The sequence below is a fragment of the Prauserella rugosa genome, from assembly GCF_000719975.1.
Lineage (GTDB): Bacteria > Actinomycetota > Actinomycetes > Mycobacteriales > Pseudonocardiaceae > Prauserella > Prauserella rugosa.
In genome coordinates this window covers 64,527-78,693 of sequence record NZ_JOIJ01000001.1, presented here as the reverse complement: position 1 = coordinate 78,693, position 14,167 = coordinate 64,527, and the positions used below count along the sequence as shown (strand labels likewise).

The window sequence follows — 14,167 nt, the reverse complement described above, 5'->3', positions numbered from 1 at the left end:
GGCAGATGTCCCTTCGAGCAGAGAGGCTCACATCGGATGACCACGTATGCCGCACCGGGGCAGGCAGGAAGCGTCGTCGCGTTCGAGTCGCGGTACGACCACTACATCGGCGGCGAGTACGTTCCGCCTGCCAAGGGCCAGTACTTCGAGAATCCGACGCCGGTCACGGGCGCGGTGTTCACCGAGATCGCCCGGGGCACGGCCGAGGACATCGACAAGGCCGTTGCCGCGGCGACCGGCGCCGCCGACGCGTGGGGCCGCACCTCGCCTGCCGAGCGTGCGACCCTGCTGAACAGGATCGCCGACCGGATGGAGGCGAACCTCGAGGCCATCGCCGTGGCCGAGAGCTGGGAGAACGGCAAGCCGGTGCGCGAGACACTCGCCGCCGACATCCCGCTGGCCATCGACCACTTCCGGTACTTCGCGGGCGCGATCCGCGCGCAGGAGGGCTCGATCTCGCAGATCGACGCCGACACCGTCGCCTACCACTTCCACGAACCGCTCGGTGTGGTCGGCCAGATCATCCCGTGGAACTTCCCGATCCTCATGGCCACGTGGAAGCTGGCCCCGGCACTGGCCGCGGGCAACTGCGTGGTGCTCAAGCCCGCGGAGCAGACGCCCGCGTCGATCCACGTCCTCCTGTCGTTCATCGCCGACCTGTTGCCCGCCGGCGTGGTGAACATCGTCAACGGGTTCGGTGTCGAAGCGGGCAAGCCGCTGGCCCAGCACCCCGGGATCCGCAAGGTCGCCTTCACCGGTGAGACCACGACGGGCCGGCTGATCATGCAGTACGCCAGCGAGAACATCATCCCGGTGACGCTCGAGCTGGGCGGCAAGAGCCCGAACATCTTCTTCTCGGATGTCGCCGCCGCCAACGACGCCTTCTACGACAAGGCGCAGGAGGGCTTCGCGATGTTCGCCCTCAACCAGGGCGAGGTGTGCACGTGCCCGTCGCGTGCGCTGGTGCAGTCGTCGATCTACGAGCGGTTCGTCACCGACGGTGTGGCCCGGGTTGAGCAGATCAAGCAGGGCAACCCGCTCGACACCGACACGATGATCGGCGCCCAGGCCTCGAACGATCAGTTCGAGAAGATCCTGTCCTACATCGACATCGGCAAGCAGGAGGGCGCGAAGGTCCTCACCGGTGGCGAGAAAGCCGACCTCGGCGGCGAGCTGTCCGGTGGTTACTACATCAAGCCGACCGTGTTCGCCGGCGACAACAAGATGCGGATCTTCCAGGAGGAGATCTTCGGTCCGGTGGTGTCGGTGGCCTCGTTCGACGACTACGACGACGCGATCAAGACCGCGAACGACACGCTCTACGGTCTCGGCGCAGGCGTCTGGTCGCGGGACGGCAACACCGCCTTCCGCGCAGGCCGCGACATCCAGGCGGGTCGCGTGTGGACGAACTGCTACCACGCCTACCCGGCACACGCCGCCTTCGGCGGGTACAAGCAGTCCGGCATCGGCAGGGAGAACCACCGGATGATGCTCGACCACTACCAGCAGACGAAGAACCTGCTCGTGTCGTACTCGCCCGACGCGCAGGGATTCTTCTGACGATGAGCAGGGTGGATCTCACCGAGGCCGCGGCGGATCTGCTGCGGCGACTGGCCGACGTGCACGGGCCGTTGATGTTCCACCAGTCCGGTGGATGCTGCGACGGCAGCGCTCCGATGTGCTATCCGGCCGGTGAGTTCCGCACCGGAGAAGCGGACGTGCACCTCGGCGACCTCGACGTCGCCGGGGTGCACGACCCCGTTCCGGTGTGGATGTCGCGTTCGCAGTTCGAGTACTGGAAGCACACGCACCTCACGATCGACGTCGTGAAGGGCCGGGGCAGTGGGTTCTCCCTCGAAGCCCCGGAGGGGGTGCGGTTCCTGATTCGCTCGCGCCTGCTGACCGACGAGGAGCTGCAGACCCTGGCCTGACGGGCCGGCCCGCGCGAGGGTGCCCGGGCTGCGCACGCAGTCCGGGTAGCGCTGCGTTCAGGACGTGGGCGTGCGGCCGGGCACGTTGATCCGGTACTGCCGGATCTTGCGGTAGATCGTCGCCCTGCCGAGGCCGAGTTCGTGCGCCGCGTCCGCGACGGTGGTGCCGGGCTCGATCAGGCAGCGGACGATCTCGTCGCGCTCGACGGCCTGCAGCCTGCTGAGCGGATGGCCGGGGCCGGTGAACACCTCGGGCGCGAGGTGGTGCAGGTCGATCCGGTCGGCCTTCGCCGCGGCCTCGCGCAGCACGCGGCGGAGTTGGCGGACGTTACCCGGCCAGTCGAACGCCGTCAGGGCGCGCGCGGCCGCGGGGGTCAGCTCGACCTCGCGACCGCGGGCCTGGGCGGCGAAGTGCTTGGCGAGCGGCACGATGTCGTCCGGACGGAAGCGCAGCGCCGGAACGTCGATCACGACGTCGACCAGGGGACGCAGTTCCTCGGGCAGGTCGTCGGCGGATGCGGTGGTCACCACGTACGGCTGCAGGTCGTCGTGGGCACGGACCCGTCCGAACAGGGCTGCGAGTTCGCTCGTGGCCCACGCGGGAAGCCGGTCGACGCCCGAGACGATCACGCAGGTGCTGTCCTTACCCAGCTCGGGAACCCAGAGCTCCAGCCAGGGTTCGACGTCCTCGGGCGCCGGAGGGCGGGCGCTCAGCACCCGTTCGGTGCGCAGTTCGCGGCGTGCCAGCGAGGCGAGCGCGGTCTTGCCCGTGCCGGGTTCGCCCGCCACGGCGACGGCCAGACCGCGGCGGAACGCCGACCGTGCCTCGGAGAAGGCGTTGCGCCACCCCGGTGTCAGCAGCTCCGACTCCGGGGAGCGGGTGCGGTCGGCATACACCCGGAACACCTCGCCGTGCGGCGCAGGCTGTGCGGTTCTGCCCGCACCCCTGGCCAGCATCAACGCCGACGTGCTCGCCGCGGCCGACTGTGCGAGCGCCAACAGCAGTTCGGGTGCCGAGTCCGACCAGGTCGTCAGGTTCACGCTGCCCGCGATCGCGCCGCCGGGGTCGACGACGGGGGCGGCCGCGCACGTGTATCCGCGCAGCCCGGTGCAGTAGTGCTCCTCGGCGCGGACCAGCGACGGCGCCCGGTCGGCCAGTGCGAGGCCGAGTCCGTTGGTGCCGACGTTGCGTTCGGAGAAGTAGAAACCCGGTGCGAGGTGGACCCGGTCGAGCGAGCGGTCGATCGCGGGGTCCTCGGTCAGCCTGCTGAGCACCAGGCCGTCGGCGTCGGTGATCATCATGCTCACGGGTTCGTTCGCCAGGGTGCTCTGCAGGCCCCGCAACACTTCCGAACCGCATTCGTACAGCAGTGATCCGGTGTCGACCGATCCTGTGAACACGGGCCGCATCTCGTCGGTGGTCAGGCCGTAGCGTGCGCTTCGCCGCCAGGATGCGCGCAGCCGGGGCCGCGGGCCCGGAGACCGCGGATCGGCGGGAAACGCGCGATCGTCGAGATTCATCCGAGCCTCCCTCACGCGTCGCCTGCGCTGCCGGTGGGCGGTAGTTCACCACAGCATGCACCGCGAAGCACCGGTTCGGGTGTCTCAAAGTGAGACACTCACCTGATTCCCGGTGGCCTTTCGGTGCTCGTAGCGTTCCGCCCCACGCGGGCAACGACGCCACGTACGGGAGGATTTCTCATGTACACCAAGGACGGCGAGAACTACTTCATCGTCGATGCGCACATCGCGTTGTGGGACGCCCGTCCCGAGAATCAGCGCAACATTCACGGGAAACAGTTCATCGACTGCTTCTACGACTACCACCGAAACCTCAGTCCGGAATCCGAGGTGTGGCCCTACGAGGACTACCTCTACCAGGGCGGGGAAAGGTTGATGCGCGATCTGTTCACCGACGGCTACGTGGACCACGCCATCTTCCAGCCCGCGTTGCTGAGCGCGTTCTACACCAACGGGTTCGGGCAGACGGAGGAGGCGTTCGCGCTCGCGCAGCAGCATCCGGACAAACTGACCTACAACCACTGCTGGGACCCGCGGTTCGAACAGGCGGGCCTCGACCAGCTCACCCGCGACGCCGAACGGTTCGGGCTCAAGGGGATCAAGCTCTACACCGCCGAATGGCAGGGCGATTCGCGCGGTTACAAGCTCGACGATCCGTGGTCGATGCGGTATCTCGAACGGTGCCAGGAACTGGGCATCCGCAACATTCACATCCACAAGGGCCCGACGATCCGCCCGCTCGACCGCGATGCGTTCGACGTCGCCGACGTCGACAAGGTGGCCACCGATTTCCCGGACCTCAACTTCGTCGTCGAACACTGTGGTCTGCCGAGGCTCGAGGATTTCTGCTGGATCGCCACGCAGGAACCGAACGTGCACGCGGGTCTGGCCGTGGCGATGCCGTTCATCCACACCCGTCCGCGCTACTTCGCGCAGATCATCGGCGAACTGTTGTACTGGCTCGACGAGGACCGCATCCAGTTCTCCAGCGATTACGCGATCTGGACACCGAAATGGCTCGTGGAGAAGTTCGTCGACTTCCAGTTCCCCGAGGACATGACGGAGTACGGCGAGCTCACCACGGCGCAGAAACGGAAGATCCTGGGGCTCAACGCGGCCCGCATGTACGACCTCGACGTGCCCGAGTGGGCGGTACCGCCCGCCGACGAGGACGCCACCGAGGGCAAGACGGAATCCGTGGCGGTGGGCTGATGAGGACCACCGACGAGCTGCTGGAGAAGGCGCGGCAGGCACTCGGCAGGGTCATCGACCCCGAGCTGGACGAGCCGATCACCGACCTCGGATTCGTGCGGTCGATGGACCTGGTCGACGGTGAACTGGTGGTGCACCTGAGGCTGCCGACGTCGTTCTGCGCGCCCAACTTCGCCTACCTGATGGCCTCGGACGCCAAGGACGTGCTCACCGAGCTCGGCACCCGGGTGACGGTGCTGCTCGACGACCACCACGACTCCGAGCTGATCAACCGCGGGCTGGCCGCCGACGCCGGTTACCGGGGCACGTTCGGTCCCGAGGCCGACGAGGACCTGGAGCAGCTGCGGCGCACGTTCCAGCGCAAGGCGCACACGGCGGCGATGGAGCGGGTGCTCGTCCGGTACCTGCGTGCCCACGACGAGCTCGCCGAGGAGCAGTTGCACGCCGTGGTGCTCGGCGACCTGCCCGGCGACGACGCCACGCGTGCGCTGGTGCGCAGACGGCAGGCGATCGGACTGCCGACCGGACGGCACGAGCCCGTGCTCGTCGACGACGCCGGTGAGCCGTACCCACCGGAGGAGGTTCCGCTGCGGTTGCGGCTCGCGCGGTCCGTGCGCGTCTCGATCGACGGCAACGCCCACTTCTGCCGGGGCCTGCTGCGTACCCGTTATCCCGATTCGGCAGCCGACCAGGCGCCCCGAGCATTCCAGGAGAAGGTGTCATGAAGGCGATCCAGGTGGTCGGCTACCACGAGAAGTTGCAGCTCACCGAGGTTCCCGCGCCCGAACCGGCCGGTCCGTTCGACGTCGTCGTGAAGATCGGCGGCGCCGGGGTGTGCCGCACCGACATCCACATCCTCGAGGGGCAGTGGGCCGAGAAGTCCGGGGTCACGTTGCCTTACACGATCGGGCACGAGAACGCGGGCTGGGTGCACGCGGTGGGCGGTGCGGTCACGAACGTGGCCGAGGGTGACAAGGTGATCGTGCATCCACTGGTCACGTGCGGGCTGTGCCGGGCGTGCCGGTTCGGTGACGACGTGCACTGCGAGCAGAGCCTGTTCCCCGGTATCGACACCCACGGCGGCTACGCGGAATACCTGAAGACGTCGGCGCGCAGCGTGGTGCGCATCGACGAGGCGCTCGAACCCGCCGACGTGGCGGCGCTGGCCGATGCCGGGCTGACCGCCTACCACGCCGCGGCGAAGGCCTCCCGCAGGTTGCGGCCCGGCGACCGGTGTCTGGTCATCGGCGCGGGCGGGCTCGGTCACATCGGGATCCAGGCGCTCAAGGCGTTGACCGCCGCGGAGCTGATCGTCGTGGACCGCAACTCCGATGCGGTGAAACTCGCCCTGACGATCGGCGCCGACCACGGCGTCGTCGCCGACGGCACGCACGTCGAGCAGGTCCTCGACCTCACGGGCGGCCACGGCGCCGAGGTGGTCGTCGATTTCGTGGGCGAGGGCGGTGCGACCTCGGAGGGAGTGCGGATGCTGCGCCGAGCGGGCGACTATCACGTCGTCGGCTACGGGGAGAACATCGACGTGCCGACGATCGACATCATCTCGACGGAGATCAACTTCATCGGCAACCTCGTCGGCTCCTACAACGATCTGTGCGAGTTGATGACACTGGCCGCACAAGGCAAGGTGCGGTTGCACACCAGCAAGTACCCGCTGGAACGGTTCCAGGACGCGATCGACGACCTGGAGGCCGGCCGGGTCCGCGGCCGTGCCATCCTCACGCCCTGATCCAGGAGGAAGCGAATGATCTTCATTACCGCGAAGTTCCGCGTGAAGCCCGAACACGCCGACCGCTGGCCCGAGATCGCGAAGGCGTTCACGCACGCGACCAGGGCCGAACCGGGCTGCCTGTGGTTCGAGTGGTCGCGCAGCCTCGACGACCCCAACGAGTACGTGCTGGTCGAGGCGTTCCGGGACGGTGACGCGGGTGGCGAGCACGTCAACTCGGCCCACTTCAAGGCCGCCCAGCAGACGTTGCCGCCCTACCTGCAGGAGACTCCGCGGGTCGTCAACACCACGGTCGACCAGGACGACTGGTCGGAACTGGGCGAGATGGCGGTGAAGTAGTCACCCGGTCCCGGCGGAGCCGGGCAGTCAGGAGGCCCGCCGCCCCCGACGGCGGCGGGCCTCTTCTCCGGTGGCCACAACCCACCGGATATGAGGAATACCCCTCGCGCGGGTTCGAAAACCGGCCGCCGTCAGCGCCGGGACAGCGTCTCGGCGAGACGATGCAGGTAGTCGGCGACCTCCGGTTCGCCTCGATCGGGCAGGCCGAACAGGGTCTCGGTGACGCCCGCGGCCGACCACTCGTCGAGCTGTTCCAGGTTCGGTTTGCCGGCCAGCGCGACGACCTGCGGCACGCCGGATCGCCCCGCCGCCTGCCACGCTCGGTGCAGGCCCGCCACCTTGGCCTCGATGTCGTCCTCGGTCGGCGTGGTGATCCAGCCCTGGCCGCTGCGGGCGATCCAGTCGAACGTCCGGTCGGTGCCCGCGGCGCCCACCAGGACCGGGACGTCGGCATCGATCGGTTTCGGCCAGGCCCAGCTCGGGCCGAAGCGCACGAACTCCCCGTCGTAGGCGGCCTCGTCCTGTGTCCACAGGGTGCGCATCGCCTCGACGTACTCGCGCAGCACGGTCCGCCGTTTCGCGGGCGGCACGCCGTGGTCGGCGAGTTCGTCGGTGTTCCAGCCGAAGCCCACGCCGAGGGTGACGCGCCCGCCGGAGAGGTGGTCGAGCGAGGCGATCGTCTTGGCGAGCGCGATGGGATCGTGTTCCACCGGCAGGGCCACCGCGGTGCCCAGCCGGATGTGCGAGGTCACCGCCGCTGCCGTCGCGAGCGCCACCCACGGGTCGAGCGTGCGCAGGTAGCGGTCGTCGGGCAGGGACGCGTCGCCGGTCGTCGGATGGGCGGCGTCGCGGCGGATCGGGATGTGCGTGTGCTCGGGGACGTAGAACGAGGTGAACCCAGCCTCCTCGGCCAGCCGGGCGGCGGTGGCGGGCGGGATGCCGCGGTCGCTGGTGAACAGCACGATGCCGTGACGCATGCCGACGAGTAGAACATGTTCTCGATCCGGGTGTCACCCGCCGGACGAGTAGCCTGGAGGATCGTGTCCACCCTCCACGAGGCGCAGCGCAGGCGATCCTTCGCTGTCATCAGCCACCCCGACGCCGGTAAGTCCACGCTGACCGAGGCTCTCGCGCTGCACGCGCGGGTGATCTCCGAAGCGGGCGCCGTCCACGGCAAGGGCGGCAGGCAGGGCGTCGTGTCCGACTGGATGGCCATGGAGCAGGCGCGTGGCATCTCGATCACGTCCGCCGCGCTGCAGTTCGAGTACCGCGACTGCGTCATCAACCTGCTGGACACGCCCGGCCACGCGGACTTCTCCGAGGACACCTACCGCGTGCTGTCGGCCGTCGACTCGGCGGTGATGCTGCTGGATGCCGCCAAGGGTCTCGAGCCGCAGACACTCAAGCTGTTCGACGTCTGCCGGCACCGCGGCATCCCGGTGCTGACGTTCATCAACAAGTGGGACCGCCCCGGTCGTGAGGCTCTCGAGCTGTGCGACGAACTCGTCGAACGGATCGGACTGCAGCCCATGCCGCTGACCTGGCCGGTCGGCGCGCCCGGCCACTTCCAGGGCGTGCTGGACGTGCCGACGGGGGAGTTCGTCCGCTATTCGCGTACCGCAGGCGGCGCCAAGGCCGCCCCGGAGGAGCATCTGCCGCCCGAGCAGGCCGAGGCTGAGGTCGGCGAGGACTGGACGACGGCGCAGGAGGAGTACGACCTGCTCCTGCAGTCCGGCGGCGAGTTCGACGAGGCGAAGTTCCACGACGCGAGCGCCACGCCGGTGCTCTTCGGTGCCGCGGTGCTGAACTTCGGCGTGCGGCACCTGCTCGACCTCGTCGTCGATCTGGCGCCCCGGCCCACGCCGCGGGAGGACGTCGACGGGGCACCGCGCCCGCTGGACGCCGAGTTCTCCGCGTTCGTGTTCAAGGTGCAGACCGGTATGGACCGCGCGCATCGCGACCAGGTGGCGTTCGCCCGCGTGTGCTCGGGGATGTTCGAACGCGGCATGGTCGTCACCAACGCCACGACGAAACGCCCGTTCGCCACCAAGTACGTGCAGCAGGTGTTCGGCCAGAAACGCTCCACTGTGGACACCGCGTATCCGGGTGACGTGATCGGTCTCGTCAACGCCACGGCCCTGCGTGTGGGCGACACGCTGTACGCGGGCAAACCCGCGGTGCGCTTCCCCGGACTGCCGCAGTTCGCACCCGCGCACTTCGCCGTCGCGACACCGGCCGACCTGAGCAAGGCCAAACAGTTCCGCAAGGGTATCGACCAGCTGGGTGCCGAGGGCGTCGTCCAGCTGCTGACCTCCGACCTGCGCGGCGACGGCGCGCCGGTGCTCGCCGCCGTCGGGCCGATGCAGTTCGAGGTGGCGACCCACCGCATGGAGCACGAGTTCAACGCGCCCGTGAAGCTCGACCGGCTGCCCTACAGCGCGGTGCGCAAGCTCGGTGACTCGTCCCAGCGGGCCCTCGTCGACGCCGGCAGGCGCAGCGAGGTCCTCGACCGCGCGGACGGCACCGAACTCGCCGTGTTCGAGGACGAGATGTCCCTGCGCATCCTGCTGCGCGCGCATCCGGAACTGGAGCTCGAACCGCTCGTCGCCGAGGGCTGAAGCCGGGCTGGTACGGCTCGCGCGTCAGTCGTCGGTGGCGCGTACGGCGACGTACAGGCAGAGGACCGCGGCGATCGCCAGCAACACCGCCAGCGCGATCGGCCACCACACCGACATGGAGTCGGCGAGGAACAGCTGAAGCGTCGCCGTCACGGCGAACGCGAGTGCGAGCAGCAGGAACAGCACCCGTTCGAGGAGCAGGTGTCGTGGCCAGTGATCGCTGATCTGACGTCTGAGCATCGCTCGTCTCCTGAGAAGCTGCCTTTCGGTAGAGGGGATCCTCGTAGCGCGTATCGCGGCGTCACTCGAGTTGGTTACGCCGGGGCGGTGCGACGTTCGTCGTCCTCTGTTCGGCGCATGACGTTGATCACGTCACGTGATGGTGGCTCTACTCGTTCGAGACAGAAAAGTGCTGCTTGTCCGCTTGGGTTATGCCGAGAGTGTTGATCCGGTCGAGTTGAGAGCGTTGACTCACCCGACCGGGCTGCATAGCCTCCGCTACTGCGTAGTAGGGCAGACACGACGTGGTGGCGTCCTGACAGACGCACAAGCGGGGGCGGGGGCCCTGGGCAGTCATCCGGCGTCGATGAAAGGGCCTTGAGGCGTGGCCACCAAGCCTTCCAGGCGTTCACTCCGCGGACGTGTGCTTGCCGCGGCGCTGATCCCGAGCGTGGCGCTGCTGTTGGTTGGTGTAGTCCTCTCGGGTTATCTCATCTACGACGCCGCCAAGGGGCGTGACTTCGTCGTCCGCGTACACGACGCCGCCCAGCCCGGCGTCGAGTTCTTCGGCGCGATCCGTGAGGAACGCCGCCTCACCCTCGAAGCGGTCGCAGGTTCGCGGGTCGCCGACGAACTCGCCCAGCAACGCGCCGAGACCGACGCCGCGACGCGCGGACTGATGAGCCACGTCGACGGGATGGTCGACGGCGCGTCCGAGCAGATCCGCAAAGACATCCGGCAGCTGCGCGAACTGCTCGAATCGCTCACCCTGTTCCGCCAGCAGGTCGACAACGGCGCCAGCACCCCTGGTGGTGGTCCGGACCTGCAGGAGGCCTACGACCTCTACAACCGGATCATCGACACGGTGGCCTCCGGCCTCACCGGTGTCGCCCGGCTGACCCCCGACGCCGAGACGTCGTACCTGCGGGTCACGTCGATGCCGCTGTTCAACGCCGCCGACGGGATGGCCCGTGCCGACGCGCTCGCCGCCGCGGCACACGTCTCGGGTGGCCTCAGCGACGAGGAGTTCGAGACCTACGCCGGCGAGGTCGGCGCCTACCGGTCGCAGCTCGCGCGGGCCTCGATGATCCCGTCGGTGCGGGAGAAGTACGAGCAGCTTCGCGCCAGTGACGCGTGGCGCGTCGTCGGCCGGGTCGAGGACTCCTTCCTCGGCGGCGGCTCGCAGCAGGTGCCCGTTCCGCCCGACCGCTGGCACGCCGCGGCGAGCGAGGTCGGCGGGACCCTGATGTCGCTCTACATCGAGCAGAGCACCAACGCCACCGACGAGGGCGTCGCACGCGCCGACCGCACGTTGACCGGTGCGATCATCGCGGGCGTCGTCGCACTCGTGGTCGGGCTCGTGCTGATCTTCTTCGCGTGGCGGCTGGCCTCGTGGCTGGTCAGGCGGCTTGTCCGGCTGAGGGAGGAGACCCTCGACCTCGCCGATCACCGCCTGCCCGAACTGGTGGCGCGTGTGCGCAAGGGCGAGAACGTCGACGTGGTCGACCTCGAGTCGAGCGACCACGGCCAGGACGAGATCGGCCAGGTGGCGGACGCGTTCGCCAAGGCCCAGCGGACCGCGGTCGCCGCGGCGATCGAGGAGTCCCGGGTTCGGGAGGGCACCAGGACGGTGTTCCTCAACATCGCCCACCGCAGCCAGGTTCTCGTGCACCGCCAGCTCAAGGCCCTCGACGATGCCGAACGAGGTCTGGACGACCCGAAGCAGCTCGAGATGCTCTTCCGGCTGGACCACCTCGCGACCCGGTCCCGCCGCAACGCCGAGAACCTGATCATCCTCGGCGGGGAACAGCCGGGTAGGCGGTGGCGCAACCCGGTGTCGGTCGCCGACCTGGTGCGCGGCGCGACCGCCGAGATCGAGCACTACCGGCGCATCGACATCGCCGGGTTGCCCGACGTCGCGGTGATCGGTCCCGCGGTCGGCGACATCGTCCACCTGCTGGCCGAACTGTTCGACAACGCGACGTCGTTCTCCCCGCCGGACTCCCGGGTACTCGTGCGCGGCGAGGCGGCCGAGGGACGCGGCGTGATCCTCGAGATCGAGGACCAGGGCCTCGGCATCGAGGAGGAGGACGCCGAGCGGCTGAACACGCTTCTCGCCGAGCCCCCGGACTTCAGTTTCATGGCGCTGTCGGACGAGCCGCGGCTGGGCCTGTTCGTCGTGGCCCGGCTCGCGGCACGGCACGGCATCCAGGTGCGTCTGCGGGAGGCCATCCACGGCGGCACCCGTGCGGTTGTCCGGCTGGGACCGGAGCTGCTCGGCACCGGTTCCGGATACCTGCCCGCGGTGGCACCGCCCGCCCAGGGCACCGGCGAGCAGCCTGCGGTCCCGGCTTCGCATGTTTCCGGCAGCGACGACGTCGGCTGGCCCACGGCCGAGCCCGCTGACCCCGAGCCCACTGACCCTGAGCCCACCGACCCTGAGCCCACCGACCCTGAGCCCACCGACCCTGAGCCCACCGACCCTGAGGCCTCCGCCGGGGCTGCCGAGCCCGCCGATCCTGCGAAGTCCGCCGGACCTGCGGACTCCGCCTGGCCTACGGAGTCGGCGGGCGAGTCCGTTCCGGGGCAGGCGCCGACGGCCCAGGCGGGTGCGGAGTCGTCCGAACGGTCTCCCGTCGAGCGTGAGCGGCGCCCGTCGCCGTCGCCGCGGGACACCTCGCCCGGCACGCGCCGACGGGCCGCCTCGGTCAGTGAGGCGCTGTCGGACGCCGAGGGGGAGACGGAGACTGCGAGCGCATCGCCCGGTCCCGGTGGCTGGTTCGGCACCGCACGAACGGCGCAGCCAGACCAGGGTTCGCCGGAGGCGTTGCCCAGGCGACGTCCGCGTGCTCCCGAGCAGTCCGGCGCCGACCGGTCCGGTGGCGGCGGATCGCCCGCGCGGGGCGAGTCGGCGCGCGGGGAGTTGGCGCGTGGGGAGTCTGCGCGTGGCGAACGGGGCGCGGGTGAACGCGCGTCGGACGAGACGCGGACCGGCGCCGAGCGTGGCCGGGACTCGCGGCGTGAACGTCCGGTGCCGGCACCGCGGCCGGGCCGTACGCCTCAGCCGGAATCACCGCCGCGACCGCGCAGGCCCGCTCAGCCGCCCGCCTCGACCCAGGCTCAGACCCAGGCCGCGCAGCCGGGGCAGTCCGGGCAGGTGAGCGCGGCCGGCGGACAGGGGCGACCGCCGTTGCCGCGGAGGCGCAAGCAGGAGAACTTGGCGCCCCAGCTGCGGCAGGCGCCCCCGGAGACTCCCGAACCGGCGCCGGGCGGGATCGCGGACGGACGAGAGTTGGATGCGGAGGCGGCGCGGAGCCGCTTCGCGGGCTTCCAGCGGGGTACGCAACGTGCCCGGCAGGACCAGGGGAATCGAGAAGGCCGTGACGGCAACGGCTTTGTCGCCGGTGGGGAAGGACCACGATGACGAACAGGGGCAGTGAGCTCGGTTGGTTGCTCGACGATCTGGTGCAGCAGGTCGCGGGGGCGGACAGGGCGGTGGTGCTGTCGGCCGACGGGTTGCTGATGGGCAATTCCAGCAACATGGCGGCCGAGGAGGCCGAACACCTGTCCGCGATCGCGTCCGGGTTCCAGAGTCTGGCCCGCGGCACGGGACGGCAGTTCGGTGGCGGCGGGGTGCGGCAGACGCTCGTGGAGATGGACCACGCGTTCCTGTTCGTCACCGCGGCGGGCAGTGGCGCGTGCCTGGCCTTGTTGACGGCATCCGACGCGGACATGGGCATGGTCGCCTACTCGATGAACATGATGGTGAAGCGCGTCGGGGCGGTGTTGAGCGCGGCGCCGCGGACGTGAACGGCCCTCGTAACGTCCGGGTCGTCGTGTGCGTGGTTGGATCTGCTGCGAAGATGTGCATCCCCGGTAGGGGTGGATCAGCGGACTCGGACACGACACGTATCGCAGGCGGTTTTCGATGACACCCGGACATCTCGAACCCGGCAGCGGGGAGGCCACGGCCGCGAAGCTGCTGATCGCCGGTGGTTTCGGCGTCGGCAAGACGACCCTGGTCGGTTCGGTCAGCGAGGTCCCGCCGCTGCGGACCGAGGAGGCGATCACCGAGGCGTCCTCCGGTGTCGACGACCTGACGGGAGTCGAGAGCAAGGTCAGCACCACGGTGGCCCTCGACTTCGGCCGCATCACGATCAGCCCGGAACTGATCCTCTACCTGTTCGGCACGCCGGGGCAGGACCGTTTCTGGTTCATGTGGGATGAGCTGGCCGAGGGTGCGATCGGCGCGGTCGTGCTGGCCGATCCGCGACGACTCGAGGCGTGCTTTCCCGCGGTCGACTTCTTCGAACGTCGCGGCGTTCCGTTCATCGTCGGTGTCAACTGCTTCGACGGTGCCCACCGGTACACGGCCGACGAGGTGCGTGACGCGCTGGACATCGCGCCGACCGTGCCGTTGATGCTCTGCGATGCGCGGGAACGGGCGTCGGCGAAGGAAGTGCTCATCACGTTGGTCGAGCACGTCATGCACCAGTACGACCTGGCGCATTCGGCGCGCTGAGCCACGCGTCCCGTGATCGGGTGCGGACCGGCCCCGGGTCCGGGTTCCGGAACTCATG

13 protein-coding genes are annotated in these 14,167 nt (G+C 69.4%); 10 read left to right on the top strand and 3 right to left on the bottom strand.

The window, feature by feature from the left end; all coding sequences use genetic code 11:
- Positions 1-36 precede the first annotated feature (36 nt).
- Entirely contained in the window at positions 37-1,560 is a 1,524-nt protein-coding gene (exaC, locus tag IF64_RS0100420; RefSeq protein ID WP_030529942.1) for an acetaldehyde dehydrogenase ExaC, read from the top strand.
- 2 nt (positions 1,561-1,562) lie between these two features.
- Positions 1,563-1,931, top strand: coding sequence for a DUF779 domain-containing protein (locus tag IF64_RS0100415; protein WP_030529941.1), 369 nt, complete (start codon positions 1,563-1,565; stop codon positions 1,929-1,931).
- 57 nt (positions 1,932-1,988) lie between these two features.
- Here the strand turns inward: IF64_RS0100415 and IF64_RS0100410 are convergent, their stop codons facing one another.
- Positions 1,989-3,452, bottom strand: a complete 1,464-nt coding sequence (locus tag IF64_RS0100410; RefSeq protein ID WP_030529940.1) for an AAA-type ATPase lid domain-containing protein — start codon at positions 3,450-3,452, stop codon at positions 1,989-1,991.
- A gap of 180 nt (positions 3,453-3,632) precedes the next feature.
- Here IF64_RS0100410 and IF64_RS0100405 point away from each other — a divergent pair, with 180 nt between their 5' ends.
- The 4 genes from IF64_RS0100405 to IF64_RS0100390 are packed head-to-tail and all read left to right on the top strand — an operon-like array spanning position 3,633 to position 6,750.
- Positions 3,633-4,664 carry an amidohydrolase family protein gene (locus IF64_RS0100405; RefSeq protein ID WP_030529939.1) on the top strand — a complete coding sequence of 344 codons (1,032 nt, stop codon included), beginning with the start codon at positions 3,633-3,635 and terminating at the stop codon, positions 4,662-4,664.
- The gene (locus IF64_RS0100400; protein ID WP_030529938.1) at positions 4,664-5,389 is read left to right on the top strand and encodes an iron-sulfur cluster assembly protein; all 726 of its coding nucleotides are present in this window, start codon (positions 4,664-4,666) and stop codon (positions 5,387-5,389) included. The genes IF64_RS0100405 and IF64_RS0100400 overlap by 1 nt, the downstream gene beginning before the upstream one ends.
- Positions 5,386-6,411: an NAD(P)-dependent alcohol dehydrogenase gene (locus IF64_RS0100395; RefSeq protein WP_030529937.1), complete on the top strand. Its 1,026-nt coding sequence runs from the start codon at positions 5,386-5,388 to the stop codon at positions 6,409-6,411. Before IF64_RS0100400 ends, IF64_RS0100395 begins: the two co-directional genes overlap by 4 nt.
- 15 nt (positions 6,412-6,426) lie before the next feature.
- Positions 6,427-6,750, top strand: a complete 324-nt coding sequence (locus IF64_RS0100390; RefSeq protein ID WP_030529936.1) for a putative quinol monooxygenase — start codon at positions 6,427-6,429, stop codon at positions 6,748-6,750.
- Positions 6,751-6,881: 131 nt separating this feature from the next.
- Here the strand turns inward: IF64_RS0100390 and IF64_RS0100385 are convergent, their stop codons facing one another.
- The gene (locus tag IF64_RS0100385; protein ID WP_030529935.1) at positions 6,882-7,727 is read right to left on the bottom strand and encodes an LLM class F420-dependent oxidoreductase; all 846 of its coding nucleotides are present in this window, start codon (positions 7,725-7,727) and stop codon (positions 6,882-6,884) included.
- Between the two features lie 15 nt (positions 7,728-7,742).
- Here IF64_RS0100385 and IF64_RS0100380 point away from each other — a divergent pair, with 15 nt between their 5' ends.
- On the top strand, positions 7,743-9,368 hold the full coding sequence (locus IF64_RS0100380) for a peptide chain release factor 3 (protein ID WP_048808684.1): 1,626 nt from the start codon (positions 7,743-7,745) through the stop codon (positions 9,366-9,368).
- Positions 9,369-9,392: 24 nt separating this feature from the next.
- On the opposite strand, the gene IF64_RS0100375 is transcribed toward IF64_RS0100380, so the two are convergent.
- Positions 9,393-9,608: a hypothetical protein gene (locus IF64_RS0100375; protein ID WP_030529933.1), complete on the bottom strand. Its 216-nt coding sequence runs from the start codon at positions 9,606-9,608 to the stop codon at positions 9,393-9,395.
- 403 nt (positions 9,609-10,011) lie between these two features.
- Here IF64_RS0100375 and IF64_RS0100370 point away from each other — a divergent pair, with 403 nt between their 5' ends.
- The 3 genes from IF64_RS0100370 (at position 10,012) to IF64_RS0100360 (ending at position 14,109) form a co-directional block, all read left to right on the top strand.
- The gene (locus IF64_RS0100370; protein WP_030529932.1) at positions 10,012-13,011 is read left to right on the top strand and encodes a sensor histidine kinase; all 3,000 of its coding nucleotides are present in this window, start codon (positions 10,012-10,014) and stop codon (positions 13,009-13,011) included.
- Positions 13,008-13,397, top strand: coding sequence for a roadblock/LC7 domain-containing protein (locus IF64_RS0100365; RefSeq protein WP_030529931.1), 390 nt, complete (start codon positions 13,008-13,010; stop codon positions 13,395-13,397). Before IF64_RS0100370 ends, IF64_RS0100365 begins: the two co-directional genes overlap by 4 nt.
- 118 nt (positions 13,398-13,515) lie before the next feature.
- Positions 13,516-14,109 carry a GTP-binding protein gene (locus IF64_RS0100360; protein WP_030529930.1) on the top strand — a complete coding sequence of 198 codons (594 nt, stop codon included), beginning with the start codon at positions 13,516-13,518 and terminating at the stop codon, positions 14,107-14,109.
- Positions 14,110-14,167 lie beyond the last annotated feature (58 nt).